This window comes from Pseudoduganella sp. R-32, from assembly GCF_049913245.1.
Classification (GTDB): domain Bacteria; phylum Pseudomonadota; class Gammaproteobacteria; order Burkholderiales; family Burkholderiaceae_D; genus Rugamonas.
The window spans coordinates 277,831-304,143 of the sequence record NZ_CP183987.1; the positions used below are offsets into that span (position 1 = coordinate 277,831).

Sequence of the window (26,313 nt, forward strand, 5' to 3'; positions counted from 1 at the left end):
GCCGGACGCGCGCAGGGGCGGATCAGATGGTGAGTGCGCCGCGCACGCTGCCCCCGGCCTGGTCCAGCAAGCCTGCCGCCTGCTGCACCGTGGTTTTCTTTAACAGGGCGACCACCGCCACTTTGACGTGGAAGCCGCACTGTTCCAGCGCTGTGCGGGCTGCCGCTTCATCGGCGCCGGTGGCGTGCATTGTGAGCCGCACCGTACGCGCGTACAGCTTCGCATTGGTCGGCTTCAAGTCTACCATCAAGTTTCCATAAACCTTGTTCAGGCGCACCATGAGCGCGCTGGAAATCGTGTTCAGCACGATCTTCTGCGAGGTGCCGGCTTTCAGGCGCGTGCTGCCGGAGATGATTTCGTGGCCGGTGTCGAGGGTGATGCCGATTTCAGCCTCCTGCGTGACCGGCGCACCAGGGTTGTTGGCGATGCCGACGGTTAGCGCGCCGGCCTTGCGCGCGGCTTCGATGGCGCCCAGCACATAGGGGGTGGTGCCGGATGCGGCCAGCGCCAGCACGACGTCATCCGGGCGCGGGTCCAGGGCCTGAAGGTCGCGTGCGCCCTGTTCGCGGTCATCCTCCGCGCCTTCCACCGCCTTGAACATGGCTTCCGTGCCGCCGGCAAGGATGGCGACGGCACGTTCGTGCGGCCAGGAGAAGGTGGGATAGAGTTCAACGCTGTCGAGCACGCCGAGCCGGCCCGAGGTGCCGGCCCCGACGTAGAGCAGGCGCCCGCCCGCTTCGATGCGGGGCACGATTGCTTCGACTGCCTTGGCAATGGCGGGGATGGCGGTGCGCACGGCTTGCACCGCATTCAGCTGGTCATCGGCAAAGGCGGCGACCAGTTGCTCTATGGGATATTGGTCCAGCTCGTGATGTTGTGCACTGGGTGTTTCGGTCTTCAGCATGGAACGAGTGTAATGCCAAATTGCCGGGCCGGCCCATGACGGGACTTGCGAAGCTTATTCCCCCAGGTTATGCGGCGCGGCCTACGCGGCGCGGCGCATCTCCGCCACGAAGTCGTAATGATCGCTGCGGCAGTAGGAATGCGTCAGCTCGATCGCCTGGCCCGACTCAAGATAGGCGATACGGGTAATAAACAATACAGCCTGCCCTTCCGGCACTTCCAGCTGGCGCGCCAGTTCGGCCGAAGCATTCATGGCGCGGATATGCTGCAGCGCGCGCGCCGGGCCCTTGCCGACAGAATCCAGGTATTGGTAAAGCGAATCGCCGATCAGTTCCGGATTGGGAACGATGGTTTGCGGCAGCACCGACACCTCATACGCCATCACCACGTCATCGGCCAGGCGCAAGCGTTCAAGCCGCGCCACGCGGGTATTCGGCGACAGGCCGAGGCTGAGCTGTTCGTCGGCGCTGGCGGCCACCAGCGCGCGCTTGAGCCAGCGCGAGCCGGGCTTGTAGCCGCGCTGCGAAAGTTGTTCCGAGAAGCTGGTCAGGTTCGACAGCGGTTGTTCGATGCGCGGCGCAATGTAGTTGCCCGAACCGCGGCGGCGTACCACCAGGCCCTGGTCCACCAGCTGGTCGATGGCCTTGCGGGCGGTCACGCGCGAAACGTTCAGCAATTCCGAGAGGGTTCGTTCAGAAGGAAGCGCCTGGTCGACCTGGTAACGTCCGTTTCGAACATCGTCGCTCAACTTGCGGGCAATCTGCATGTACAGCGGCGAATTGTCTTGTTGATCTGGTTTGAATTCAACGCTGGTGAGGCTCATTACATTTCTCCTATAACTGCTAGTGTAATAGCGAAAGAGAAATCACGCTGCTCTTTTCATATTTGCTTTAGCGCCCGATACACCGGGGTTATAGGCAGATAATCAGTTTTCATTAGCAGGCCGAAAGGACGGCACCGTATGCTGCTTGCAAAAGGAGAATGCATGCAAAGAGCTTTGCGCGCCTTGGCCGGCGCAGTACTGCTGGGCAGTATCGGCCACGTTTCCGCCAGCAAGCTGGATGCGGAACTGGCAGCGATCGTCAACGATGCGCAGCGGCCGCTTTCGGGCTTGTCCGTACTGGCTATCCGCGACGGCAAGGTGGCTTACCAACAACAGTTCGGGCTGCGCCGGCTTGATACGACGGGCCGCGGCATCACCGCGCCCGTCACGCCGCAGACCATGTTCCGTATTGCATCCATCTCCAAGATGATGACCACCTTGGGCATGATGAGGCTGGTCGAGGAAGGCAAGCTCAAGCTTGACACCGACGCCGGCGAATATCTGGGCTTCGCGCTGCGCAATCCGCATTACCCGTCGCAAGTGATCACCCTGCGGCATTTGCTGAGCCACACCTCAACGCTGCGCGATGACGCGGGCTATTCCTGGCCCGCTGGCACGGCCTTGCGCGATGTGCTGGCGCCAGATGGGAAGATGTGGGCGCGCGATGGCGAGCCGGGCCAGTACTTCACGTATTCCAACCTGAACTGGGCTGTGATCGGGACCATCATGGAACGCGTGACCGGCGAACGCTTCGACCGACTGATGAGGCGCTTGCTGCTGGCGCCGATGGGCCTGCGCGGCGGCTATAACCCTGCCGAATTCAGCGCCCAGGAAGTAGCGGATACCGCAACGCTGTACCGGCGCCGCACGCGCGAAACTGAAATCTGGGACAGCAAGGGGCCGTGGATTGCGCAGGTCGACGACTTCGGCGTGACCGCGCCGCAGGATCCGCCGGGCCTCGACAAGTATGTAATCGGCACTAATGCCACGCCCTTCAGCCCAACCGGCGGCCTTCGCATGTCGGCCAGCGACATGGGCAAGGTCATGCTCATGCTGATCAACAACGGCCGCCATGAGGGCAGGCAGCTTATCAAGCCGGCATCACTGGCCCTGATGTTTGGCGAGCAATGGCGCTTCAATGGCAGCAATGGCGATACCTTGAAAGGGCTTTACCATAGCTGGGGGCTGGGCGCCCAGCGCTTTGCCGACGTGCGGGGCAATATGGGCGGCATGCCGAAGGATGGCCGCTTCCATGCGGTCGGCCACCTGGGCGAAGCCTATGGCCTCGTGTCCACCTTCGCCGTAGACTTAAGGAAGAAGCAGGGCATCGTATCGCTGATCGGCGGCTTTGCCAGCGACCCGGAGGCCGATCCAGGCCTGCAGTCGGCGCACACGCGTGCCGAGGAACGGATCCTTGATGCGATTTACCAACGCGCCATCCTGCGCCGCCGCGACTGAACTACAATAGGCTAATTTTCCACAAGGCAACACAATTCGGGGATCGGATGGCGAGAGCACGGCAAGTGGTGGTGATTGGCGGAGGCGTGGTCGGCCTGGCGTCAGCGTGGTGGCTGCTGGAAGCAGGCTTCCGCGTGACGCTGCTCGAACGCGCCCCGACCGTTGCCAGCGCCGCCAGCTACCGCAATGGCGGCCAGCTCAGCTATCGTTACGTCTCGCCGCTGGCCGACGAAGGCGTGCCGAAAAAGGCCCTGCAATGGCTGTTCGAGCGCGACGGCCCGTTTCGTTTCCGTCCCGAGGCCGATTACCGCCAGTGGCGCTGGATGGCGCAATTCCTGCGCAACTGCAAGGCCGACGCCAATGCCCGCACCACCGCCAAGCTTTTGCAGCTCGGCGAGTTGAGCCGCCTGTCCCTGTCGCTGCTGGAACTGAAATTGCCGCTGAGGGAATTCAACTGGCGCAATGCCGGCAAGCTGGTGGTCTATCGCAGCGAAGAAGCCTTCAAGGCCGCGCTGGACAAGCCCGATAACGACGAAAACCGCGCCGTGCTCTGGGGCCGCGATACGGCCCGCATCGAGCCGGCGCTGGCCGAACTGGCGCCCAGGCTGGCGGGCGGCATCTTCAATCCCGGCGAAGCCGTGGCGGATTGCTATGCCTTCTGCCTGGCGCTGGAAAAACGCATCTATGCCCACCCGCGCTTCGAGCGCTGCATGCACACGGCAGCGCGCACCATTTTCGTTGAAGCCGGCAAGGTGACGGCAATCGAGACCGACGCCGGCTGGCTGACTGCCGACCATTACGTGCTCGCTGCCGGCATCCAGAGCCGCGACCTGGCTGCCACGGCCAACCTCGACCTGCCCATGTATCCGCTGAAAGGCTACAGCCTGACGGCGCCGATCCGCAGCGAACACGTGGCGCCCAATATCAGCGTGACCGATTTCGAGCGCAAGACGCTGTATGCCCGCATCGGCAAGCAATTACGGATCGCCGCGATGGTCGACATGGTGGGCGAAAGCACGCGCATCGACCGCCGCCGCATCGCCAGCCTGTCCCGCCTGGCGCGCGAATCGATGCCGCATGCCGCCGACTACGACAAGGCGGAGGCCTGGGCCGGCCTGCGTCCCGCCACGCCGAACAGCGCCCCCATCATCGGGCCCACGCCTTATCCCAACCTGTGGCTCAACGTCGGCCATGGCCCGCTGGGCTTCACCTTCGCCTGCGGCAGCGCCAGCCTGCTGGCAACACTGATGCTGGGCAAGGAGCCGCCGTTTGAGCTCGACTGCCTGGCCTACAAGGTCTAGTTCAGGTATTTCGCAGGCACGGCCTCGGTCAGCCAGACGCCGTTTTCCGAGATGTAGAAGAGGTGGCCGTCGCGCGCCATCTGGCCGGATTCCACGGTCAATACGACCGGCTTGCCATGCCGGCTGCCCACTTTTTCGGCAGTTGCCTGGTCAGACGAGAGGTGCACATGCTGGCGCGAGGCCGAATGCAGGCCGCTTTCGCGGATCGAATCAAGGAAACGCGTGGCAGTGCCATGGTACAGGCGCTCCGGCGGCGTCCGGGGCGGCAGTTCGAGCGCGATATCAACGGAATGGCCCTGGTTGGCCCGGATTTTCGTGCCATCCGCGCTGATCGCAAATCGCTTCTTATCGCTGTTTTCAACGATGGATTCGATCTGGGAGCGGTTCAAATTCGTTCCGCGGACGTTGGCAAGGGCAATCAATTGGTCGATCAATGCCCATCCATTCTGGTCCAGTACGAGCCCGATTTCTTCCGGTTTGTGACGCAAGACCAGGCTCAGGAACTTGCTTTGACTGACTTCGTTCATGACCGGCATATTAGCACCTGCCACTGTCGGCTTTCTTTACTGTGCAGCTGGGCGCCCCCTTCTCTCGCGCAAAATGAGGAGGGCGAAGCCCAGGCCCAGCAAAGCGAAAGTGCCTGGCTCAGGCACAACCGCCACCACTGGCAACTGGACCGGCGGCTCGACAAGCGGCGGTGAGCCGGTGGGTGCAGGAGGAGTCAGCGGCAATGCCACGTCCGGCGCCCGGGCGGGCGGACCTGCTGCAGGCAAGGGCGGCGGCAGGCCATTGAACGCCGGTGTCCGGCCGAATTCCGTCGGTGGCCTGCGATTGAAGTAGGATGCAGGGGGCCTGCTGTAGTTCATGTAGCTGAAGTCGATGCTGTTGACGGTATAGGGGGACTGCGTCGATCCAGTTGGACCCGCTAGGGCCTGGCCGCCTGGCAGGATGGAGCAGGCCAGCAGGCAAGACTTGAACATGGCTTCAGCTTTCATTTTGCGCTCCATGACGAGTTGGCGAAACTTCAAGCTTGAAGAAGCATCAACCGTACCTGCACCTAAGTCGCTGATTATCCGGCTCGTTGCTGGTTGAACCGGGCCATGCGTAAAATTTTGCGACGCGGCGCGCGGCTCATTCCCAGGGATTGGGTTCGTCGATGCGCTTGAAGAAGTCCCGTACGCCGGCTTGCTCGTCTCCCTGTTTCAAAGGCACGGCCAGCAGAATTGCCCCCTGGTTCATCGCGAGGAGGTAAGGCCTGTCGTGCGTAACCCATACTTTGAAATCATCGCAAAAATGATTGAGCATGCCGCCAACCTCATTCTTTTCGAAAAAACCACGCAACAGCTTGATGGGCGCGACTTTGACGGTCACTCGCGTACCGGGTTCAGGGAACTGGCTGCCAGGGATTTCGGCGGTCGTCGCAACCACCAGTGTCGGGGCGCTAGCTATTACCCTTTTTTCCCACTGGGTCTGGGCTCGCTCCCAATAAGCGCGCGCCGCTTCCGGATCACTGGGCATGTCGCGTGGCGGCTGGCATGCCAGGGCCGGCGAAGTCATTGCGACCGCAAAGGTCAGCGCGAATAAGGATGCATGGATTTTCATTCTGGCAATTATAGCTTTCCAGCCCGGATGGTGGTGCCAACCCGCATGACCTCGGGAAGTCACGCGAGCCGCTGTTATGGCGGATAATGGCGGGATGTCCAAATCCAAGACCCCTGTCGGCTGCCCATGCGGCGGTCCTTCTTTTGCGACTTGCTGTGGCCCTTTTATCGAAGGAAAGGCCTTGCCGGAGACGGCTGAGCAACTGATGCGCTCCCGTTATTCCGCCTATGCGCTGCAGAACGAGCCGTATTTGTTGTCGACCTGGCACGAAAGCACCCGTCCGACCGAGCCGATTATTAACAAGGACGAAAAGCTCCAATGGCTGGGACTTGAGGTAAAATCTGCTTTACGTTTACGTCAACGTAAAGCAGAAGCCCAGCCGAACGAGGATTTTGTCGAGTTCGTCGCCCGCCTGCGCGTGAATGGCCGTGGCCAGCGTCTGCATGAGCTGAGCCGCTTCCTGCGCGAACCGCGCGAAGGTGGCTTGCGCTGGTTTTACGTCGACGGCGAATTTCCAGAATAAGAGAAGAGGACGACAATGCCGCATATCGAAAGCAAACTCAATCCGCGCAGCGAGGACTTCAAAGCCAACGCCGACGCCATGCAAGCCCTGGTCGACGACCTGCGCGCCAAGGTCGCGAAAGCGGCGCAAGGCGGCGGAGAAGCGGCCTGCGCCAAGCATGTGGCGCGCGGCAAGCTGCTGCCGCGCGACCGCGTACAGATGCTGCTCGATCCCGGCACGCCTTTCCTCGAATTCTCGCAGCTGGCTGCTTTCGATATGTACGACAACGCCGCTCCGGCAGCGGGCGTGATCACCGGCATCGGCCGCGTAAACGGCCAGGAATGCGTGATCGTCTGTAACGACGCCACTGTGAAGGGCGGTACTTACTACCCGATGACGGTGAAGAAGCACCTGCGCGCGCAGGAGATCGCCGAGCAGAACAACCTGCCGTGCATCTACCTGGTGGATTCGGGCGGCGCCAACCTGCCGAACCAGGACGACGTGTTCCCGGACCGCGACCACTTCGGCCGCATCTTCTTCAACCAGGCCAATATGTCGGCCAAGGGCATCCCGCAGATCGCCGTGGTGATGGGTTCCTGCACCGCCGGCGGCGCCTACGTGCCGGCCATGTCGGACGAATCGATCATCGTGAAGGAACAGGGCACTATCTTCCTCGGCGGCCCTCCGCTGGTGAAGGCGGCGACCGGTGAAGTGGTTTCCGCTGAAGACCTGGGCGGCGGCGACGTGCACACCCGCCTGTCCGGCGTGGCCGATCACCTGGCCAAGGACGATATGCATGCGCTGTCGATGGCGCGCACAATCGTGTCGAACCTGAACCGCCAGAAGCCGCAACAGGGCGTGCTGCGCGAAGCGGTGGAACCGAAATACGCGCCGGAAGAACTGTACGGCGTGATTCCTGTCGACACCCGCAAGCCTTTCGATATCCGAGAAGTGATCGCGCGTATCGTCGACGGCTCCGAATTCGATGAGTTCAAGGCCCGCTACGGCACCACGCTGGTGTGCGGCTTCGCCCACATCTACGGCATGAAGGTCGGCATCATCGCCAATAACGGCATCCTGTTTTCCGAGTCCGCGCTGAAAGGCACGCACTTCATCGAACTGTGCTGCCAGCGCAAGATCCCGCTGGTCTTCCTGCAGAACATCACCGGCTTCATGGTCGGCCGCAAGTACGAAAACGAAGGCATCGCCCGCAACGGCGCCAAGATGGTGACCGCCGTCGCTACCGCTTCCGTGCCGAAGTTCACCGTGATCATCGGCGGCTCCTTCGGCGCCGGCAACTACGGCATGTGCGGCCGCGCCTACTCGCCACGCATGCTGTGGATGTGGCCTAACGCGCGCATCTCCGTGATGGGCGGCGAGCAGGCAGCCGGCGTGCTGGCCACCGTCAAGCGCGACGGCATCGAAGCCAAGGGCGGCCAGTGGAGCGCCGAGGAAGAAGCGGCCTTCAAGCAGCCGATCAAGGAACAGTACGAAGTGCAGGGCCATCCTTACTACGCCTCCGCGCGCCTGTGGGACGACGGGGTGATCGATCCGGCCGACACCCGCATGGTGCTGGGCCTGGGCCTGTCCGCCGCGCTCAACGCGCCAATCCCGGACACCAAGTTCGGCGTGTTCCGCATGTAAGGAGATGGCGATGACTTATGAAACCCTGACCGTCGACATCAACGACAAGATCGCCACCGTCACCCTGAACCGCCCTGACGTGCGCAATGCCTTCAACGAGCATTCGATCAACGACCTGGCGCGCGCCTTCTCGGAGCTGGGCCGCAACGAAAACGTGCGCGCCATTGTGCTGGCGGGTAACGGCCCGGCCTTCTGCGCCGGCGGCGACCTGAACTGGATGAAGAAGATGGCCCATTACACCCACGAGGAGAATGAGGCCGACGCCATGCAGCTGGCGCAAATGCTGCGCACTATCTACCTGTGCCCGAAACCGACCGTCGCGCGCGTGCATGGCGATTGCTATGCGGGCGGCATGGGTCTCGTCTCCGCCTGCGACATCATTGTCGCCGTGCCGGAAGCGAATTTCTGCCTGAGCGAAGTGAAACTGGGTCTGATCCCCGCGACCATTTCGCCGTATGTGATCAAGGCGATGGGTGAGCAGGCTTCGCGCCGCTATTTCCTCACCGCCGAACGTTTCAGCGCCGCCGAAGCCCACCGCATCGGCATGGTGCACGAACTGGTCTCCGCCGACGCACTGGACGCCAAAATGGCGGAAGTGCTGAAGGCGCTGGTGACCAACAGCCCGAATGCAGTGAAGGAAGCCAAAGTGCTGGTGCGCGACATCGCCGGCAAGCCGGTGAACGATGCACTGCTGGCCGATACGGCCCAACGCATCGCCCACATCCGCGCTTCCGAGCAGGGCCGCGAAGGCGTGACTTCCTTCCTGGAGAAGCGCAAGCCGGGCTGGCTGAATTGAACGGAGCAGTTTTTGGAAGCAAACCAACAAAGCGATTGGGTAGCACGTAGCCTGAAGTCAGTCTGGCACCCGTGCACCCAGATGCAGCACCATGAAACGGTCCCGCTGATCCCGGTCAGCCATGGCCGCGGCGTGTGGCTGTATGACCATCAAGGCAACCGCTACCTGGATGCGATCAGCTCCTGGTGGGTGAACCTGTTCGGCCATGCCAACCCGCGCATCAACGCGGCGCTGCGCGAACAGCTCGACATGCTGGAGCATGCGATGCTGGCCGGCTTCACCCACGAGCCGGTGATCCAGCTCAGCGAACGCCTGGCGGCGCTGACCCAGCACCAACTAGGCCACGCCTTCTACGCGTCGGACGGCGCGTCGGCGGTCGAAATCGCGTTGAAAATGAGCTTCCACGCCTGGCGCAATATGGGCCAGGGCGACAAGCAGGAATTCGTTTGCCTGAAGGGCAGCTACCACGGCGAGACGATCGGCGCGCTGGCCGTGACCGACGTGGCGCTGTTCAAGGATGCTTACGGCCCGCTGCTGCGCGCCACGCAGACCGTGATGTCGCCCGACTCGCGCCAAGCGGCAGAAGGCGAAACGGCGGCCGACGTGGCACGCCGCGCCGCGGCCGATGTCGAACGCATGTTCACCGAACGCGCCGGCAAGATCGCCGCCATCATCATCGAACCGCTGGTGCAGTGCGCCACCGGCATGGCGATGCACGACCCGCTCTACCTGAAACTGGTGCGCGAGCTGTGCGACAAGCACGGCGTGCACCTGATCCTGGACGAAATCGCCGTCGGCTGCGGCCGCACCGGCACCTTCTTCGCCTGCGAACAGGCCGGCATCTGGCCTGACTTCCTGTGCCTGTCGAAGGGCATCAGCGGCGGCTACCTGCCGCTGTCCATCGTGCTGTCGCGCGACGAGATCTACCAAGCGTTCTACGATGCCGACGTCACGCGCGGCTTCCTGCACTCGCACTCGTACACCGGCAACCCGCTGGCCTGCCGCGCGGCCTTGGCCACGCTGGACATCTTTGCTGAAGACCATGTGCTGGAAGCGAACAAGGCGCGCTCGCGCAAGCTGACCGAGGCGCTGGCGCCGCTGGCCAACCACGAGCACACCGAGAACTTCCGCAACCGCGGCATGATCTGGGCCTTTGATGCCGTCGGCGCTACGCCGGGCTTCTCGCGCCGCTTCTTCACCGAGGGCACGAGGCAGGAACTGCTGCTGCGCCCCATCGGCAATACCGTGTACCTGATGCCGCCATACATCCTCAGCGATGAGGAAATCGAAGGACTGGCTGCGCGCACCTTGTCGGTGTTCGAGAAAACGCGGGTGGACTGACCATGGAACTGCTCGCAAAACTCGACCAGCAATTGCAAGCGCTGGATGACAAAAGCCTTATCCGCAAGCGGCGCTCGGTCGAAACGGCCTGCGCGCCGCGCATGATGGTCGACGGCCGTGAACTGCTGGCCTTCTGCAGCAATGACTACCTCGGCCTGGCAGCGCATCCGCGCGTGGCCGAAGCGATGCACCAGGGGATTGAACTGTATGGCGCCGGCAGCGGCGCCGCGCACCTGGTCAGCGGCCATAGCCGCGCGCACACCTTGCTGGAGCAACGCCTCGCAGAATTCCTGTCGCCGCACCTGGTTGAGGCGCAGGCGCTGTATTTCTGCACCGGCTACATGGCCAACCTGGCCGTGGTGACCGGCCTCGCAGCCGGCGACAAGGACACTGAAATCTTCAGTGAAGCACTCAACCACGCATCCCTGATCGACGGCGCCCGCCTGGCACGCACCAAGGTTTCCGTCTACCCGCACGCCGACGTGGCCGCGCTGGGAGAACTCCTGTCCGCCAGCACCGCCAGCAACAAGATCGTGGTGACGGACGCCGTGTTCAGCATGGATGGCGACCTGGCCGACCTGCCGGCGCTGCTGACCCTGTGTGAACGTCACAAGGCCTGGCTGGTGGTGGACGACGCCCACGGCTTCGGCACGCTGGGCGAGAATGGCCGCGGCGCATTGGAGCACTACGCCATGCGCTCGCCTTACCTGGTCTATGTCGGCACCCTGGGCAAGGCTGCCGGCGTGGGCGGCGCCTTCGTTGCGGCGCACCGTACCGTGGTGGAAACGCTGATCCAGCGTGCCCGTCCTTACATTTTCACCACCGCTGCGCCGCCCGCATTGGCTCACGCGCTGCAAGCCAGCCTGGACATCATCTGCGGTGACGAAGGCCGCGAGCGCCGCGCTCACCTGCAAGCGCTGGTGGCACAATTGCAGGACAGCCTCCACTTGAAGCGCTGGCAACTGCTGCCGTCGAAAACGGCAATCCAGCCAATCATCATTGGCGAGAACGAAGAAACCATGCGCATGTCCGCCGCGCTGTACGAGCAAGGCATCTGGGTGGGCGGCATTCGCCCGCCAACGGTGCCAGCAGGTACTGCGCGCCTGCGTGTCACGCTGTCCGCCGGCCACACCGCCGACGACGTGCGCCGCCTGGCAGACGCAATTAACGAATTAGAAAGGACCTGATATGGCGCTTGAAGACCCTGTCATCGCTCCTGCACCCCAAGCCGCAGCGGCCGCCGATGGCCTGCCGCCGCGCTTCGCCTGCTTCGTGGCAGGCACCGACACCGAAATTGGCAAGACCCTGACGTCTTCCGCCATGCTGTATTCCCTGGTGCGCAATGGAGCGCGCGCCTGCGGCATGAAACCCGTAGCCGCCGGTGCGGTGATGAAGAACGGCCAGTTGCACAACGACGACGCCGACCAGCTGATCGAAGCGAGCAATGTGCACTTGCCGCAGGCGCTGACCACTCCCTTCATGCTGAAAGAGCCGGCTGCACCGCATATCGCCGCCGCCCTGGAAGGTGTTGAAATCGATCCGGTGCCGATCCTGGCCGCCTACGTGGAAGTCGCTGCCGCAACGGACGCCATCGTGGTGGAAGGCGTGGGCGGTTTCCGCGTGCCGCTGACCGACGATTTCGACACCGCCGACCTGGCCCAGCAGCTTGCGCTGCCGGTCGTGCTGGTGGTGGGCCTGCGCCTGGGCTGCATCAACCACGCGCTGCTGACCGTGGAAGCGATCGAGTCACGTGGCCTGAAGCTGGCCGGCTGGGTCGCCAACACCCTGGAATTTGAAATGAATTTCGCGGACGAGAATATCGCCGCACTGGCAGCGCGCATTCCGGCGCCGCTGCTCGGCCGCATCCCGCGACTGGCAAAGCCGACTGCCGCCGCTGCTGCCGAATACCTGAACTTCACGTCCCTGCCAAACTGGCCGGGCCGCCGCACCACGTAAGAGAGGAAGAACATGTCCCTGCAAGAACCTAAAGCCGTCCAACTGCACCGTCCAACCGCCGCCATCAAGCTGCCGGAAGCCGCTACCTGGCCCCTGGAAGACGTGATGGCCCTGTACGAGCTGCCATTCAACGAGTTGATGTTCCGCGCACAGGAAGCCCACCGCGCCCACTGGCCGGACGGCGACGTCGAACTGGCGACCCTGCTCTCGATCAAGACCGGCGGCTGCGAAGAGGATTGCGGCTACTGCCCGCAGGCCGCACGCTACGACACCGGCGTCGAAGCCAAAAAGATCCTGGACCTGGACACCGTGCTGGATGCCGCCAAGCAGGCAAAGGACAACGGCGCGACCCGTTTCTGCATGGGCGCCGCATGGCGCAGCCCGAAAGAGCGCGACATGGAAAAGGTCGAAACCATGGTGCGCGAAGTCAAGGCGATGGGCCTGGAAACCTGCGCCACCCTGGGCATGCTGGAAGCCGAGCAGGCGCAGCGCCTGAAGGACGCCGGCCTGGACTACTACAACCACAACCTGGACACTTCGCCGGACTTCTACGACAACGTGATCTCCACCCGCCAGTACCAGGACCGCCTGGACACCCTGGGCCACGTGCGCAACGCCGGCCTGAAGGTTTGCTGCGGCGGCATCGTGGGCATGGGCGAAACGCGCGAACAGCGCGCCGGCCTGATCGCCCAACTGGCCAACCTGAATCCATACCCTGAATCGGTACCGGTCAACCACCTGGTGCAGGTGGAAGGCACTCCGCTGCACGGCCTGGACAAGCTGGACCCGCTGGAATTCGTACGCACCATCGCCGTCGCCCGCATCACAATGCCGAAAGCGCGCGTGCGCCTGTCCGCCGGCCGCCGCGAGCTGGGCGAAGCCGTGCAGGCCATGTGCTTCATGGCCGGCGCCAACTCGATCTTCTACGGCGACAAGCTGCTGACCACCGACAATCCGGAAGCCAACGACGACCGCGCATTGCTGGCAAAACTGGGCTTGCCGACCCGCGGCGCCGTCCTGGACTCTGTACAAAAAGAAGCCTGCGGCTGCTAAGAAAAAAATTCAAAAAAGAGTAGAGAGAGACATGTTCAAAAAAATCCTGATTGCCAACCGTGGCGAGATCGCTTGCCGCGTCGCTGCAACTGCACGCCGCCTGGGCATCAAGACCGTCGCCGTGTATTCGGACGCGGACGCCAATGCCAAGCACGTCGCCGTCTGCGACGAAGCGGTGAACATCGGCCCCGCCGCCGCCAAGGAATCCTACCTGTGCGGCGACAAGCTGATCGCCGTGGCGTTGGCCACCGGTGCGGAAGCGATCCACCCGGGCTATGGTTTCCTGTCCGAGAACGCCGAGTTTGCGGATGCCTGCGCCGAAATGGGCCTGGCCTTCATCGGCCCGCCGGCTTCCGCCATGCGCGCCATGGGCTCGAAGTCGGCTGCCAAGCAGCTGATGGAAAAAGCCAATGTGCCACTGGTGCCGGGCTACCACGGCGACAATCAGGATGCAGGCTTCCTGCAGGAACAGGCCGACCGCATCGGCTACCCTGTGCTGCTGAAGGCTTCGGCCGGCGGCGGCGGCAAGGGCATGCGCGTGGTCGAATCGTCGGAAGCGTTCAAGGATGCGCTGGCGTCCTGCAAGCGCGAAGCGATCAGCTCCTTCGGCGACGACAAGGTGCTGGCCGAGAAATACCTGCAGCGTCCGCGCCACATCGAAATCCAGGTGTTCGCCGATACCCACGGCAACTGCATCTACCTGTTCGAGCGTGACTGCTCCGTACAGCGCCGCCACCAGAAAGTGCTGGAGGAAGCGCCTGCACCGGGCATGAGCGCCGAGCGCCGCGCAGCAATGGGTGAAGCTGCCGTTGCCGCCGCGCGCGCCGTGGGTTACGTTGGCGCCGGTACGGTGGAATTCATCGCCAACCAGGACGGCAGCTTCTACTTCATGGAGATGAACACCCGCCTGCAAGTTGAGCACCCGGTGACAGAAATGATCACCGGCACCGACCTGGTGGAATGGCAGATCCGCGTCGCCGCCGGCGAAACCCTGCCGAAGAAGCAGGAAGAACTGACCATCAACGGCCACTCGATCGAAGCGCGTATCTATGCCGAGAATCCGGAGAAAGGCTTCCTGCCGTCGATCGGCACGCTGCGCCACCTGGAAACGCCAGCCGCGGCCAACTTCGAGCTGGGGGGCGTGCCCGGCCATCCGGCTGCCGTGCGTATCGATTCCGGCGTGCGCGAGAACGATGCCATTTCGCCTTTCTACGATCCGATGATCGCGAAGCTGATCGTGTGGGGCGCAGACCGCAAGCAGGCGCTGGCCCGCATGGCGCAAGCACTGTCGCAATACCAGATCGTCGGCCTGGCGACCAATATCGCCTTCCTGAAACGCCTGGTGGAAGGCGACGCCTTCGCCAACGCAGACCTGGATACCGGCCTGATCGAACGCAACCACGATGCGCTGTTCCCTCCGGCGCGTTCGATTCCGGTTGCTGCCGTCGCGCTGGCCGCGGTGTCGCTGATCGAAGAAGAGAAGGAAAAGTCGGCCGCGCAATCGGGCGCCAACAAAGGCGATCCGTGGGGCCAGGCGCTGGGCTGGCGCATGAACTTCCATTACGCCCGCAAGCTGGCTTTCAGCGACGAACATGGCAAGCAGTACGCGCCGATGCTGACCTATTTGCCGCACGGCTGGCGCTTCGAGATCAAAGGCCTGGAAGTCGACCTGTCGCTGTTCAGGCAGGACGGCGTGGACCTGAGCATCAAGCTAGGCGAAACCTCGGTGCATGGCACCGTGCGCCGCGATGGCGATGTATTCCACGTGTTCACCGGCGGCGGCCACTATGTGCTGGACTATAACGACCCGATGGCGCACGCCGGCGAGTCCGAAGCCGAAGGCGGCCGCCTGACCGCACCGATGCCGGGCAAGGTGGTTGCCGTGCTGGCTGAAAAAGGCAAGGAAGTGAAAAAGGGCGATGCGCTGGTCATCATGGAAGCGATGAAGATGGAGCACACCATCTCCGCCCCGCATGACGGCGTGGTCGAAGAGGTCCTGTACGCGGTGGGCGACCAGGTGGCAGACGGCGCGCCGCTGCTGGCCTTCAAGACCGCCGCTTAAGGAGAGGCGCATGCGCATCCTGCTTTATCGCGCGGATGGCAATACCGCGCCGTGGATCAAGGATTTCGCCGAATTCATGCCGGAGGCCGAAGTGGTCGTATGGCGCGAAGGCATCGGCGAGCTTCCAGCCTGTGACTACGCAGTGCTGTGGACGCCGCCGCAATCCATGCTGGCCGACCTGGCGCGCGTGAAGGCGATTTTCCTGACTGGCGCAGGTGCTGACGCGATCATGAAGTACTCGCACGCGATTCCGCCGCACATTCCGATCGTGCGCCTGAATGACGCGGGCATGGGCATCCAGATGGCGGAGTACGTCACGCACGCCGTGCTGCGTTATTTCCGCCGGCTCGACGAATACGAGGCACAGGCCCGCGCCGGCGCCTGGCTGCAACTTGAAGCGCGTGACAAGGCCGATTTTTCGGTGGGCGTGATGGGCGTTGGCGCGCTCGGATCGCGCGTGATCGAGGCTTTGCGTCCATTCGAGTTTCCGTTGCGCGCCTGGAGCCGGTCGCCAAAATCGCTGGCTGGCGTTGAATCCTTCCATGGCGATGAGGGGCTGGACGCTTTCCTCGGCTCGTCGCGCGTGGTGGTGTGCATGCTGCCGCTGACGGAAGAGACCACCCACATCCTCAACCGCGCGAACATGATGAAGCTGCCGCAGGGCGCCTACCTCATCAACGTTGGGCGCGGTGCGCATATTTCCGAACCGGACCTGCTATCGCTGATCAAGTCCGGCCATATCGCGGGCGCCATGCTGGACGTGTTCCGCAACGAGCCGCTGCCGGCGCAGCATCCGTTCTGGCAGGAGCCGCGCATTACGATCACGCCGCATATTTCCGCGCTGACGTTGCGCCGCGAAAGCGTGGAGCAGATGGCCGGCAAGATGCGCCAGCACGCACGCGGCGAAGAGGTCGCCGATGTCATCAATCGCACAAAGGGATACTGAAATGAGTTTGCCAAAGAAGGTCAAGATTGTTGAAGTGGGCCCGCGCGACGGGCTGCAGAATGAAAAGGGCGACGTCCCGGCCGAGGTGAAGATCGAGCTGGTGAACCGCCTGACGGAAGCAGGCTTCCCGAATATCGAAGCGGCATCCTTCGTGTCGCCGAAGTGGGTGCCGCAGATGGCGACTTCGAAAGAAGTCATGGCGGGCATCACCCGCAAGCCGGGCGTGATCTACTCCGCGCTGACGCCGAATATGCAGGGCTTTGAAGCCGCGCTGGCGGCGGGCGCCAATGAAGTCGTGATTTTCGGCGCAGCGTCTGAAGCATTCTCGCAGAAGAACATCAACTGCTCGATCGCAGAATCGATCGAACGCTTCGTACCGGTCGCCAAAGCGGCCAAGGATGCCGGCCTGCGCCTGCGCGCCTCGGTCAGCACGGCGTTTGGCTGCCCATACCAGGGCGAGGTGCCGCTGGATTCCGTGGCCTATGTTGTGGGCCGCATGCGCGACCTGGGTTGCGACGAGATCGATATTGCCGACACTATCGGCGTGTCGACTCCGCGCAAGACCCTGGCGGTGATGGAGCGCGCGATCAAGGAGTTCCGCGCCGAATCGCTGGCCGGCCACTTCCACGATACCTACGGCCAGGCGCTGGCGAACATCTACGCCTCGATGGAACTGGGGATCGAGATTTTCCACTCCTCCGTATCCGGCCTGGGCGGCTGCCCCTATGCCAAGGGCGCTACCGGCAACGTCGCCACCGAGGACGTGATCTACATGATGAATGGGCTCGGCATCGAGACCGGCGTGGACCTGGACAAGGTGGTCGACGCCGGCCAGTTCATCTCCAGCTTCCTGGGCCGCAAGGCCGCCAGCCGCGCGGGCAATGCCATTGCCGCCAAGCGCGCAGGGTAAGGCGCATGGCCAGGCTCTTGAAGATTTGGGGTCTCTGCATGGCTTTTGGCGCCGGCATCGCACCTGCGCATGCCGCAGTGTCCCCGCAGGAAGCAAATGCCAAGGTTGCCGCCGAGATCAAGCAAAGCCGGAAGGTACTCGAGGCTGCTTGCGAGGCAGCTTATGCGAAATTGCCGGGAAGATAGGTCAGCTTTCATCCGAACGGCCGCGTTGCAGGAACACTTCCCGCAGTGCGGCCGCTGCGCGCTGCAGCGCTTGCCAGTTGGGCGTTGCGAACAAGGCTTCAAGCCGCGGCAGGGGATGCGGCGCTCCAGCCGCGATATCACTCCACGTGCGCGCGAACTGCGCGATGCCGTTGCGCTCCTCCGCCGAGAAGACCGGTTCAGTGAAATGCTGCTTCCAGTCTGGCGTTACCCAATCCTCCCATTGATTCAAGACTTCGTCCGCCGCCGACATGGCCGGCGCGGAAGCTTGCAGTTGGCGTTGTGCGTCGAAAGAGCTGGCCAGTTCCAGGTATTCAATGATGCGGTTGCGCACGCGGCGCAGGCCGACTGGTTGCTCGGGCACGGAAGCGCGCGGGGTGCGCAGCCAGTAGTACAAGTCGTAAGTCGTAGCGCTTTCCGGCGCCGGTCCATCCGGGATATCGGTCTTTTGCTGCCACAACGGGAACCAGTGCGGATCGCGAACATGTTCAGCGCCTGTCGTGGCGCCGCCGAACTGCACGTATCGCACTTGAGCTTCAGCCAGGCTGTACACATTTGCGCCGCTTGCCAGGAAGGGGGAGTAGAGTTGCGGCAGGTCGTCGTGCCAGTCGCAGACAGGGCACGCTGCAAGTGAGCCGGGCGCGCCGGCGAAGGTGGCGTATCCGCAGCAAGGGCAGGTGTACATGGCTCTGATCCTAATGCAGAAAAAAAAAAGACCTGCACGAATGCAGGTCTTTTTTCTGAAACTTGGTCGGAGTACAAGGATTCGAACCTTGGACCCTCTGCTCCCAAAGCAGATGCGCTACCGGGCTGCGCTACACTCCGAAGAAGCAAGATAATACAAGCTGGGCAGGGGGCCGTCAACCCCCAGATTTAAAAGTTGGAGAATTTTGATGCCTTATCGAACGCCGAGATGGCGTATAGCGGCCGGTATCGTTATTTCTTTGCTACTGCACCTGGCAGCGGTGATCTTTGTGCGGCTGCCCGAACCGCGCAATGTGGCTGACTCCCGCACCTGGCTGACGAAGGTGGAAGTAAGGATAGTTGCGCCACCTGAGCCACCGGAACCGAAGCCGGAGGCGCAGAGCAAACCGGAGCGCGTTGCAGCCGCCGAGCCGCGCCGCCAGCCGCGTCGTGCAGAGCCGCGCAAGAACGCTGTCAAGGAAGAATCCGAGCTGGCAATCCAGCCAGCCCGCACATCCACGCTGGTGCTGAGTCCCGCCGAGCCGGGGGCAGCGCCGCACTTCGACCGCGAAACCGCGAAAGCCGCCGCGCGCGACATCGCAGGCGAGCTGGAAAGTGCCCCGCTCAAGATGCGCGAAACCCGGGACGAGAAGCTGGCCCGGCAAATCCAGAACGCCGCCCGGCCCAATTGCAAGGACGGCATCCCCGGCGGCCTGCTCGCCCCGCTCTACCTGATGATGGATAAGAAAGACAGCGGCTGCAAATGGTAAAAATCAATGGGGACGTACCCCATTTATTTTTACTGCTTGAGCTCGAGCGCGCGGTCGTAGAGGGCGTTCTTCTTTTTGCCGGTGATCTGGGCGGCGAGGGCGGCTGCTTGTTTAACCGGCAACTCGGCGAGCAGGATTGCCAGGATGCGGTCGGTTTCGGCGTCGTGGCCTTCTTCGGCTGGCGGGGCGCCTTCGACCAGGACCACGAATTCCCCTTTTTCATGGTTGGCGTCGGTTTTCAGCCAGCTGACCGCTTCGCCCAGCGGGCAGCGGTGGATCTGCTCGAACAGCTTGGTGACTTCGCGGGCGAAGACGACTTGGCGCTCGGCGCCGAAGGCGTCGACCAGCGCCTGGGCACACTCGACAATCCGGTGCGGGGCTTCGTAGAACACCAGCGTCGCCGGCGCGGACACCAGCCCTTGCAGCACGGTCTCGCGCTGCTTGGCCTTCGATGGCAAAAAGCCAACAAAATGGAATTGGTCGTTGACCAGGCCGCTGGCCGACAACGCAGCCACGGCGGCCGAGGCGCCCGGCAGAGGAATCACGCGCAGGCCGGCGGCGCGCACGGCGTCCACGATGCGGGCGCCGGGGTCGGAAACGGCGGGCGTGCCGGCGTCGGACACCAGGGCAATGCGTTCGCCAGCCTGCAGGCGGCCGATCAGGCCTTCGGCCGCTTGACGCTCGTTGTGCATATGAGCTGCAATCAAGGGCTTGTGCAGGCCGAAGCGATTCATCAGCTGGGCCGTGTTGCGCGTATCTTCACACGCAACAGCGTCGACCAGCGACAGCACATGTAAAGCACGCAGGCTAATGTCAGTCACGTTGCCAATTGGTGTGGCCACCACGTATAAAGTTGCCGTAGGATAATTTTGGTGGGCGGTCTCGCCGAGGATTGGTAAACTGGCGAGAGAGCTGGAATCTTGTGCTGTCATTGGGGGAAGGATGCTGTCTAAAAATATCAAAACGCTGATACTTGGCGTTGCCACGGCCATGCTGGCCAGCGCTTGTAGCACGCCGTGCGACGCGCCCGGGGGATTGTGCGCGCCAATCACTTCGGTGACAAGTGCGCCGCCTGCCGTTGCCAAGGCGCCGCGGCCAAAACCGCCGGCGCCGCCGCCTGAACCGGAGGTCGTGGTCGAAACCTTCGCCGTGCCGTCGCCGGAAGATGCGGCGCGGCCGCCGAGCTTCATGCAGGTCGTCCCTCGGCCGGCAGAAAATGCCGATGGCAAGCGCGCTTACCGCATTGCCCTGCTGCTGCCGCTGCGCTCGGAGTCCCTGGGCCGTGCTGCCGATGCCTTGCGCGCCGGTTTCATGGCGGCGCTGGAGCGCGACAGCCACGGCTTTGAAGTCAATGTTGTGGAAACCGGCGATTCGCCGCAGGAAGTGCTGTCTGCTTACGTCACGGCCCAGGAAAAGAACGATATGGTGGTCGGCCCGCTGGCCCGTTCCGCCGTGACCGCCATTGCTGCCGGCCCGCTGGTGGAAAAGCCGACCATCGCGCTGAACCACCCCGAGTTGCGCGGCGATCCCCAGGTTCCGCCGCAAATGCTGACGATCGGCCTGTCCATCGAGGATGAGGCACGCCAGGTGGCCGAGTGGGGCGCGCGCGAAAATCCTTCCGCCAGGGCGCTGGTCATTTCCGGCAACTCATCCTGGCAGAAGCGCATTGCCGGCGCCATGAGCGCGCAATTGCAGCGCCTGGGCCTGCGCCCGCGCAACGTTGACCTGACTCCACTCAACGGCTACCTGCAAGACTCGGAACTGGTGGCCTTGCGCGGCCGCCTGCAAAGCGAGCCGGCCGGCGTGCTGTTCGCGGCGCTGGACCCGGACCAGCTGCGCCAGCTCAAGATCGCGTTGTCGGCGCCGCCGCTGGGCGAGCTCCCCTTGTATGGCACTTCTTCCCTGAATCCTGGCCGCACCATGTACCGCGCCGGTCCTGAACTGGACGGCGTGCGGCTACTCGACCTGCCATGGCTGGTGCAGCGTGACCATCCAGCGGTGATGACCTATCCTCAGCCGGTGCCGCGCGACGAAGCGCGCATCAGCGCCGACATGGAGCGCGTGTATGCGCTGGGGATCGATGCCTTCCGCATCGCCCGCGAAATTGCCATCCAGCCGCAGCGCCGCTTCCAGCTTGATGGCGTGACCGGCCAGCTGACCATCGATTTCGGCAACGGGCCGTCCTGGTTCGAGCGGCTCGAGGTGCCGGCCGAGTACCACAACGGCGTGCCGGTACCGGTCGCCCAGTAAGGAAAACGCATGCCCCGCACCGAACTGCAGGAAATCGGCCGGGGCGGCGAAGAGCGCGCCCTGGCTTTCCTGCAGCAGCAGGGGCTGACGCTGGTGGAGCGCAATTTCCTGTGCAAGACGGGGGAGCTGGACCTGGTCATGCGCGATGGCGAGCACCTGGTGTTCGTCGAGGTCCGGGAGCGCAATAATCCCCGTTTTGGCGGCGCCGCCGCCAGCATTTCCCCCGCCAAGCAGCGCCGCGTGCTGCGCGCTGCCAAGTTTTACCTGCTGCGTTTTGCCAAAATGCCACCATGCCGCATCGACGTGGTGGCCATCGACGGCGAACACATTCATTGGCTGCGCAACGCTATCATTGATCAAATGTAAGCATTTTTAACAGCGCTTGTGAGGCCCGCCAAGCCACTGCACTATAATTACGCACACTATGACCAATCAACGCATCCTCTCGCACTTCCACGAAAGTGCCGAACTCAAGATCCAGTCCGCAACCGTCCTGGCGCAGCCTATCGCGCAGGCGGTGGAACTGATGTTCTCTGCCCTCTCAAACGGCAACAAGATCCTGGCCTGCGGCAATGGCGGCTCGGCGGCTGACGCCCAGCACTTCGCCGCGGAACTGGTGGGCCGTTTCGAGCGTGAACGCTTCCCGCTGCCGGCAATTTCGCTGGCAACCGACACCTCGATCCTGACCGCCGTGGCCAACGACTACAGCTACCGCGAGATCTTCTCCAAGCAGGTGCAGGCGTATGGCCAGGCTGGCGACATCCTGCTGGCGATTTCCACATCGGGCAATTCGGCCAACGTGATGGCGGCAATCGAAGCGGCGCTGGAGCGCGAGATGCGCGTAGTGGCACTGACCGGCAAGGGCGGCGGCGCGATCGGCAAGATGCTGACCGATGCCGACGTGCATATCTGCGTACCGGCCGATCGCACCGCCCGTATCCAGGAAATCCACCTGTTGACCATTCACTGCATGTGCGACGGCATCGACGTTGCACTGTTCGGAGGAGATGTAAATGAATAAAGCCCGTCCACTTTCGCTGGCCGTGATGGCCGCGGTCCTGGCGAGCATCACCCTGTCCGCTTGCGCCCCGATCCTGGTCGGCGGCGCGGTTGCCGGCACCCTGGCGGCGTCGGATCGCCGCACCCTGGGAGCGCAGACCGAGGACAAGTCGATCGTGGTCAAGGCCGAGGTGAAGATGCCTAATATCGCCGGCAAGAGCGCCCACGTCAACGTGAACAGCTTTAACCGCCGCGTGCTGCTGACCGGCGAAGTGCCTGACGACGAGACCAAGGCCAAGGTGGAGCGCGAAGTGCGCGCCATCGACGGCGTGCAGAACGTGACCAATGAACTGGAAGTAGGCTTCTCCTCCAGCTACACCTCGCGTTCCAACGATGCGCTGATCACCTCCAAGGTCAAACTGAGCCTGGCCGATGCCAAGGATATCTCGGCCAATTCCTTCAAGGTCGTCACCGAGAAGGGCGCCGTGTTCCTGATGGGCCGCGTGACCCAGCGTGAAGGCGCGCAGGCGGCCGACATCGCGCGCGGCGTGGCCGGCGTGACCAAGGTCGTTAAAGTGTTCGAGTACATCACCGATGAAGACGTCAAGCAGTACCAGCCGTCCCAGCAGGCTTCCCAAGGCTAAAGACATATCATGAGTACGGGCTCCAGGGCATGGGTTAAACCGGCAATTGCGCTTGCCGTCATTGCCGGCATCGGCTTCACGACATACCAGTCGCTGAACAAGCACCAATCCGCGCCTGCGGTGACCTTCCTCGGCATCAAAGGGGAAAAGATCACGCCCGAGAGCCTGAAAGGCAAAGTGGTGATGGTGAATTTCTGGGCCACCTCGTGCACCACCTGCGTGGCCGAGATGCCCGAAATGGTCGAAACGTACAACAAGTACAAGGGCCAGGGCCTGGAATTCGTCGCCGTGGCGATGAAGTACGACGCGCCCAACTACGTGGTCAACTTCACCGAAACCCGCCAGCTGCCTTTTAAAGTAGCGCTGGACGTGACCGGCGACGCCGCCAAGGCCTATGGCGACGTCTCCATGACGCCGACGACTTTCGTCATCGACAAGGACGGCAACATCATCAAACGCTATGTGGGCAAGCCGGAATTCCCGGCCCTCCACGCGCTGCTCGAAAAAGCCCTGAAGGGCTGAATTACTCCCCCCAGCCGCTGGGGTCCAGCGAGTTGTAGGCCCGGATCTCCTTCTTCCCGCCTTTCAGCTGGTAATAGTCGCTCTCATAGAGGCGGAATGAGCACAGGTCGATCGGCGTCACTTCCGATGCATTGATGGAGGAAATCGCGCCAGCTGCCTCCAGGCTACCGGTGACAAGCTAGGAGCAGAAGAAGCGCGCAAAGTCTTCCTTGTTATGCGTGAGCTTTTCCGCAACCGGGATGCTGTCGAAGGCATCGAGGGCGGACTTGATCGCCTGCGGCATGTCGTAGGGCTTGTGGTTCTGGTGGATGAGGAAGTCGTAAAAGGCCTTCTTGTTCATCTTGTCCCACAGCCCTTTTTCGATGGGAAGCCACCAGATCTCGCCGTCGTAGGTCTCTACCCGGTCGCTGAGCCGGCTGATGGAAACGCCGGAAAAGCCATTCAGCGTCGTGGATTCGATCACCTGGTTGAACATCCCGGGTTGTTCATCCTGGTCGATCAGCAGCTTGGTCTGCAGGATGACGCCCACGTGCGAAACGGGCGCCCTTGTCGCCCATTTGATCACTTCCGAAAAATCGCCCTTGCCGGAAAACGCAATGACATCGCCAGCTTTCATTTGCGCCCTGACATCGCTGTATTTGGCCGGAATCCATGCCATGACTGCCTCCCTAGGTTTTGGTCCGTGAGATTTCAGTTTAGGCAGCGCCAGCCGGGCCATTCTCTCGAATTGTCACGTCACGCTTTGGGGTAGAGGATCATCTGCGTGCAGCGGAACAGGGCGATGGCTTTGCCGGTCGCCTTGTTGGTCACCGTTGCATCCCACACCTGCGTGGTGCGGCCGCCGTGCACCATGCGGGCGGAGACGGCGATCGTGCCTTCGCGCGCGGTGCCGAGGTGGTTCGACTTCAGTTCGATCGTGGTGAAATTCTGGGCGCCTTCCGGCAGGTTGGCGATGCAGCCGAAGCCGCAGGCTGTGTCGGCCAAGGTGACGACCGTGCCGGCATGCAGGTAGCCGTTCGGCGCAAGGTGGTGCTGGACGATGTCGATTTCCGCCTGCAATTCGCCTTCCGCGGCGCCGGTGACGCGCACGCCAAGGTGGCCGGTCAGGTTGTTGTGAGTGAGTTGGTTGAGCTTTTCGAGGTCGAACTTCATCAGGCTTGTCTCCGTTTACAGGTAAAGGATCATAGCAGCCGGAAACAGGGTATGCTTACGCATGTGCGACCTGCCCCACAAGGGCCCGGTCTGCAGGCAAGACCAGAAGCTCAAAAGGTGGATTCAACCGATTAACTTACGGAGAATGACCTATGAACGAACGAGAGCAACTGTCTGCCATCGTGCAGCGCATGGAAGTGAAGCTGACGCAGGGCCACCAGGAAGATTGGGCCCGCCTGCTGCACCGCGCCCGCACGCTGAGCGCCTTCGATTGCTCGGCCGCCAAGGGCGAGATCCTGCATTATTTCGGCGGCGCCGGCTCGATCAGCGATCTTCAGCTTGATGAAGAATTCAGCGAACTGCGCACCCAGCTCTACACCCTCTGCTACGGCAAGCACACCACGCATTGAAGCGCAGGACTGTCCGCCTGCTGTTCCTGGCCTGGGCCCTGGTTTCGACGGGCTGGCTGGCCAACTCGTTCCGGACGCGCGGCGTCGATCCGGCGCTGCTGCGCGGCAGCGTCGATGCCGAAGAATCCCTTAGCCTCCCGCCGCGCGCTTCGGGCGCCACGTCTGGATTGCTATTCTTTTGCGGCTCGGGCGTCGCGGCGGAGGCCTATGTCCCGATGCTGCGCCAAGTTGCCGATGCCGGCTATCCCGTTGTGATCATCAAGCTGCCGTTGCGCTTCGCCCCGCTCGACAGCAGCAAGGATGAGGCTTTGGCGAGGGCGCATCGGGCCATGGCGGCCCATGCCGATGTCCGGCGCTGGACTATCTCCGGCCATTCTCTGGGCGCCGCGCTGGCGGCCCGGCTGGCCTACCAGGAGCCGGCACTCCCTGCTGCATTGGTCCTGGTTGGAACAACCCACCCCAAGCAGCAGGATCTCTCCAGACTGCCTTTTCCCGTTACGAAGGTCTTTGCGTCCAACGATGGCGTGGCGCGCATCGGCGATGTGATGCACAACAAGCCGCTGCTGCCGGCGCAAACGCGCTGGGTGGAGATCAAAGGAGGCAACCATTCGCAGTTCGGCCATTACGGCCACCAGCTGCTCGATGGCGAGGCGGCGATCAGCCGGGAGGCGCAGCAGGCGGTCGTCGTGCAAGCGCTGCTTGCAGCTCTCAAGCCCAGTTGATGGGGTCTTTGCCTTGCTGCGCCAAGTAAGCGTTGGCGCGCGAGAAGGGGCGGCTGCCGAAGAAACCCTTATGCGCTGAGAACGGCGAAGGGTGGGGCGAGGTGATGACCAGGTGCTTGCGCGGGTCGATCAGGGCGCGCTTGGCGATGGCATAGCTGCCCCACAGGATGAAGACCAGGCCGTCGCGGCCGGCCGACAGGCGCTTGATGGCGCTGTCGGTGAAATTCTCCCAGCCCTTGCCGGCGTGCGAGCCTGCTTCGCGGGCGCGCACTGTCAGAACGCTGTTCAAGAGGAACACGCCTTGGCCAGCCCAGTCGGACAAGTCGGTGCGCTGGCGTGCAACGCCGAGGTCGGATTGCAGCTCCTGGAAGATGTTCTGCAGGCTCGGTTGCGGGCGATTGCCGTCGGGGACGGAGAAGCAGAAGCCCATGGCGGCTCCGGGCGTGTGGTAAGGGTCCTGGCCAAGGATCACGACCTTCACATCGTCGAATGGCGTCAGGTCGAAGGCGCGGAAGATATTGCGGCCGGCGGGAAAGCACTGGCGTTCGGCGTACTCTCCGCGCACAAAGCCGGTCAGCGCCTGCCAGTAAGGCTGCGCGAATTCTTCTTCCAGTTGGGCTTTCCAGCTTGGTTCAATGCGGACGGTCATATCGAAATCTT

At 63.0% G+C, this 26,313-nt stretch carries 30 protein-coding genes and 1 tRNA gene; 20 read left to right on the forward strand and 11 right to left on the reverse strand.

From position 1 onward, the window contains the following. Positions 1 to 22: 22 nt before the first annotated feature. Both murQ and ACN9MU_RS01230 read right to left on the reverse strand, forming a co-directional pair. Positions 23 to 904: an N-acetylmuramic acid 6-phosphate etherase gene (gene murQ, locus ACN9MU_RS01225; RefSeq protein ID WP_426343999.1), complete on the reverse strand. Its 882-nt coding sequence runs from the start codon at positions 902 to 904 to the stop codon at positions 23 to 25. 81 nt (positions 905 to 985) lie between these two features. Beyond that, positions 986 to 1,726 (reverse strand): GntR family transcriptional regulator, encoded by a 741-nt coding sequence (locus ACN9MU_RS01230; protein WP_055939138.1) that lies wholly within the window; start codon positions 1,724 to 1,726, stop codon positions 986 to 988. Positions 1,727 to 1,888: 162 nt separating this feature from the next. On the opposite strand from ACN9MU_RS01230, the gene ACN9MU_RS01235 reads away from it, so the two are divergent. Together ACN9MU_RS01235 and ACN9MU_RS01240 are read left to right on the forward strand one after the other, a co-directional pair. Continuing rightward, positions 1,889 to 3,184 carry a serine hydrolase domain-containing protein gene (locus ACN9MU_RS01235; protein ID WP_426166727.1) on the forward strand — a complete coding sequence of 432 codons (1,296 nt, stop codon included), beginning with the start codon at positions 1,889 to 1,891 and terminating at the stop codon, positions 3,182 to 3,184. A 47-nt stretch (positions 3,185 to 3,231) separates the two neighbouring features. Continuing rightward, positions 3,232 to 4,485, forward strand: a complete 1,254-nt coding sequence (locus ACN9MU_RS01240; protein ID WP_426166729.1) for a D-amino acid dehydrogenase — start codon at positions 3,232 to 3,234, stop codon at positions 4,483 to 4,485. On the opposite strand, the gene ACN9MU_RS01245 is transcribed toward ACN9MU_RS01240, so the two are convergent. From ACN9MU_RS01245 to ACN9MU_RS01255, 3 genes are all read right to left on the reverse strand, one after another. Further along, positions 4,482 to 5,021, reverse strand: coding sequence for an RNA 2'-phosphotransferase (locus tag ACN9MU_RS01245; RefSeq protein ID WP_426344000.1), 540 nt, complete (start codon positions 5,019 to 5,021; stop codon positions 4,482 to 4,484). The genes ACN9MU_RS01240 and ACN9MU_RS01245 overlap by 4 nt on opposite strands. A 27-nt stretch (positions 5,022 to 5,048) precedes the next feature. Next, positions 5,049 to 5,480, reverse strand: coding sequence for a PEP-CTERM sorting domain-containing protein (locus tag ACN9MU_RS01250; protein ID WP_426344001.1), 432 nt, complete (start codon positions 5,478 to 5,480; stop codon positions 5,049 to 5,051). 136 nt (positions 5,481 to 5,616) lie between these two features. Beyond that, positions 5,617 to 6,087 carry a hypothetical protein gene (locus tag ACN9MU_RS01255; protein WP_426166735.1) on the reverse strand — a complete coding sequence of 157 codons (471 nt, stop codon included), beginning with the start codon at positions 6,085 to 6,087 and terminating at the stop codon, positions 5,617 to 5,619. 94 nt (positions 6,088 to 6,181) lie between these two features. Between ACN9MU_RS01255 and ACN9MU_RS01260 the strand changes: the two genes are divergently transcribed. The 10 genes from ACN9MU_RS01260 to ACN9MU_RS01305 are packed head-to-tail and all read left to right on the forward strand — an operon-like array spanning position 6,182 to position 17,297. Further along, complete coding sequence (locus ACN9MU_RS01260; protein WP_426166737.1) at positions 6,182 to 6,610, forward strand: YchJ family protein; 429 nt, start codon at positions 6,182 to 6,184, stop codon at positions 6,608 to 6,610. Between the two features lie 15 nt (positions 6,611 to 6,625). Continuing rightward, the gene (locus ACN9MU_RS01265) at positions 6,626 to 8,233 is read left to right on the forward strand and encodes a carboxyl transferase domain-containing protein (RefSeq protein ID WP_426166739.1); all 1,608 of its coding nucleotides are present in this window, start codon (positions 6,626 to 6,628) and stop codon (positions 8,231 to 8,233) included. Between the two features lie 10 nt (positions 8,234 to 8,243). Further along, a complete protein-coding gene (locus ACN9MU_RS01270) occupies positions 8,244 to 9,029 on the forward strand; it encodes an enoyl-CoA hydratase/isomerase family protein (protein ID WP_426166741.1) in 786 nt (261 codons plus the stop codon). A gap of 12 nt (positions 9,030 to 9,041) precedes the next feature. After that, positions 9,042 to 10,370 carry an adenosylmethionine--8-amino-7-oxononanoate transaminase gene (gene bioA / locus ACN9MU_RS01275; protein ID WP_426344002.1) on the forward strand — a complete coding sequence of 443 codons (1,329 nt, stop codon included), beginning with the start codon at positions 9,042 to 9,044 and terminating at the stop codon, positions 10,368 to 10,370. 2 nt (positions 10,371 to 10,372) lie between these two features. Continuing rightward, positions 10,373 to 11,557, forward strand: a complete 1,185-nt coding sequence (bioF, locus tag ACN9MU_RS01280; RefSeq protein ID WP_426344003.1) for an 8-amino-7-oxononanoate synthase — start codon at positions 10,373 to 10,375, stop codon at positions 11,555 to 11,557. A gap of 1 nt (position 11,558) precedes the next feature. Beyond that, positions 11,559 to 12,326 (forward strand): dethiobiotin synthase, encoded by a 768-nt coding sequence (gene bioD / locus ACN9MU_RS01285; protein ID WP_426166747.1) that lies wholly within the window; start codon positions 11,559 to 11,561, stop codon positions 12,324 to 12,326. Positions 12,327 to 12,338: 12 nt separating this feature from the next. After that, entirely contained in the window at positions 12,339 to 13,379 is a 1,041-nt protein-coding gene (gene bioB, locus ACN9MU_RS01290) for a biotin synthase BioB (RefSeq protein ID WP_130316548.1), read from the forward strand. Between the two features lie 31 nt (positions 13,380 to 13,410). Next, positions 13,411 to 15,441, forward strand: a complete 2,031-nt coding sequence (locus ACN9MU_RS01295; RefSeq protein WP_426166749.1) for an acetyl/propionyl/methylcrotonyl-CoA carboxylase subunit alpha — start codon at positions 13,411 to 13,413, stop codon at positions 15,439 to 15,441. 10 nt (positions 15,442 to 15,451) lie between these two features. Further along, positions 15,452 to 16,387, forward strand: coding sequence for a 2-hydroxyacid dehydrogenase (locus ACN9MU_RS01300; protein WP_426166751.1), 936 nt, complete (start codon positions 15,452 to 15,454; stop codon positions 16,385 to 16,387). A gap of 1 nt (position 16,388) precedes the next feature. Then, positions 16,389 to 17,297, forward strand: coding sequence for a hydroxymethylglutaryl-CoA lyase (locus ACN9MU_RS01305; protein WP_426344004.1), 909 nt, complete (start codon positions 16,389 to 16,391; stop codon positions 17,295 to 17,297). Between the two features lie 186 nt (positions 17,298 to 17,483). Here ACN9MU_RS01305 and ACN9MU_RS01310 read toward each other — a convergent pair whose 3' ends face one another. Together ACN9MU_RS01310 and ACN9MU_RS01315 are read right to left on the reverse strand one after the other, a co-directional pair. Beyond that, positions 17,484 to 18,185, reverse strand: a complete 702-nt coding sequence (locus tag ACN9MU_RS01310) for a CPCC family cysteine-rich protein (protein WP_426344005.1) — start codon at positions 18,183 to 18,185, stop codon at positions 17,484 to 17,486. Between the two features lie 63 nt (positions 18,186 to 18,248). Continuing rightward, a tRNA-Pro gene (locus tag ACN9MU_RS01315) sits at positions 18,249 to 18,325 on the reverse strand. A gap of 68 nt (positions 18,326 to 18,393) precedes the next feature. Here ACN9MU_RS01315 and ACN9MU_RS01320 point away from each other — a divergent pair. Continuing rightward, entirely contained in the window at positions 18,394 to 18,954 is a 561-nt protein-coding gene (locus tag ACN9MU_RS01320; protein WP_426344006.1) for a hypothetical protein, read from the forward strand. A 29-nt stretch (positions 18,955 to 18,983) separates the two neighbouring features. Here the strand turns inward: ACN9MU_RS01320 and rsmI are convergent, their stop codons facing one another. Continuing rightward, entirely contained in the window at positions 18,984 to 19,886 is a 903-nt protein-coding gene (gene rsmI, locus ACN9MU_RS01325; RefSeq protein ID WP_426344007.1) for a 16S rRNA (cytidine(1402)-2'-O)-methyltransferase, read from the reverse strand. A 10-nt stretch (positions 19,887 to 19,896) separates the two neighbouring features. Between rsmI and ACN9MU_RS01330 the strand changes: the two genes are divergently transcribed. The 5 genes from ACN9MU_RS01330 to ACN9MU_RS01350 are packed head-to-tail and all read left to right on the forward strand — an operon-like array spanning position 19,897 to position 23,369. After that, a complete protein-coding gene (locus ACN9MU_RS01330) occupies positions 19,897 to 21,204 on the forward strand; it encodes a penicillin-binding protein activator (protein WP_426166761.1) in 1,308 nt (435 codons plus the stop codon). A gap of 9 nt (positions 21,205 to 21,213) precedes the next feature. After that, the gene (locus ACN9MU_RS01335) at positions 21,214 to 21,570 is read left to right on the forward strand and encodes a YraN family protein (protein WP_426344008.1); all 357 of its coding nucleotides are present in this window, start codon (positions 21,214 to 21,216) and stop codon (positions 21,568 to 21,570) included. 58 nt (positions 21,571 to 21,628) lie between these two features. Continuing rightward, on the forward strand, positions 21,629 to 22,225 hold the full coding sequence (locus tag ACN9MU_RS01340) for a phosphoheptose isomerase (protein ID WP_426166765.1): 597 nt from the start codon (positions 21,629 to 21,631) through the stop codon (positions 22,223 to 22,225). After that, positions 22,218 to 22,847: a BON domain-containing protein gene (locus tag ACN9MU_RS01345; RefSeq protein ID WP_426344009.1), complete on the forward strand. Its 630-nt coding sequence runs from the start codon at positions 22,218 to 22,220 to the stop codon at positions 22,845 to 22,847. Before ACN9MU_RS01340 ends, ACN9MU_RS01345 begins: the two co-directional genes overlap by 8 nt. A gap of 9 nt (positions 22,848 to 22,856) precedes the next feature. Further along, entirely contained in the window at positions 22,857 to 23,369 is a 513-nt protein-coding gene (locus ACN9MU_RS01350) for a TlpA disulfide reductase family protein (RefSeq protein ID WP_426340528.1), read from the forward strand. A gap of 178 nt (positions 23,370 to 23,547) precedes the next feature. Here the strand turns inward: ACN9MU_RS01350 and ACN9MU_RS01355 are convergent, their stop codons facing one another. Continuing rightward, positions 23,548 to 24,027: a hypothetical protein gene (locus ACN9MU_RS01355; protein WP_426344010.1), complete on the reverse strand. Its 480-nt coding sequence runs from the start codon at positions 24,025 to 24,027 to the stop codon at positions 23,548 to 23,550. A gap of 77 nt (positions 24,028 to 24,104) precedes the next feature. Next, entirely contained in the window at positions 24,105 to 24,521 is a 417-nt protein-coding gene (locus ACN9MU_RS01360; protein WP_426320018.1) for a PaaI family thioesterase, read from the reverse strand. A gap of 152 nt (positions 24,522 to 24,673) precedes the next feature. Between ACN9MU_RS01360 and ACN9MU_RS01365 the strand changes: the two genes are divergently transcribed. Next, a complete protein-coding gene (locus ACN9MU_RS01365) occupies positions 24,674 to 24,931 on the forward strand; it encodes a DUF6966 domain-containing protein (RefSeq protein ID WP_426166775.1) in 258 nt (85 codons plus the stop codon). Further along, positions 24,928 to 25,653 (forward strand): alpha/beta hydrolase, encoded by a 726-nt coding sequence (locus ACN9MU_RS01370; protein WP_426344011.1) that lies wholly within the window; start codon positions 24,928 to 24,930, stop codon positions 25,651 to 25,653. Before ACN9MU_RS01365 ends, ACN9MU_RS01370 begins: the two co-directional genes overlap by 4 nt. On the opposite strand, the gene ACN9MU_RS01375 is transcribed toward ACN9MU_RS01370, so the two are convergent. After that, positions 25,640 to 26,302 (reverse strand): uracil-DNA glycosylase, encoded by a 663-nt coding sequence (locus ACN9MU_RS01375; RefSeq protein WP_426344012.1) that lies wholly within the window; start codon positions 26,300 to 26,302, stop codon positions 25,640 to 25,642. The two genes, ACN9MU_RS01370 and ACN9MU_RS01375, sit on opposite strands and share 14 nt — an antisense overlap. Positions 26,303 to 26,313 lie beyond the last annotated feature (11 nt).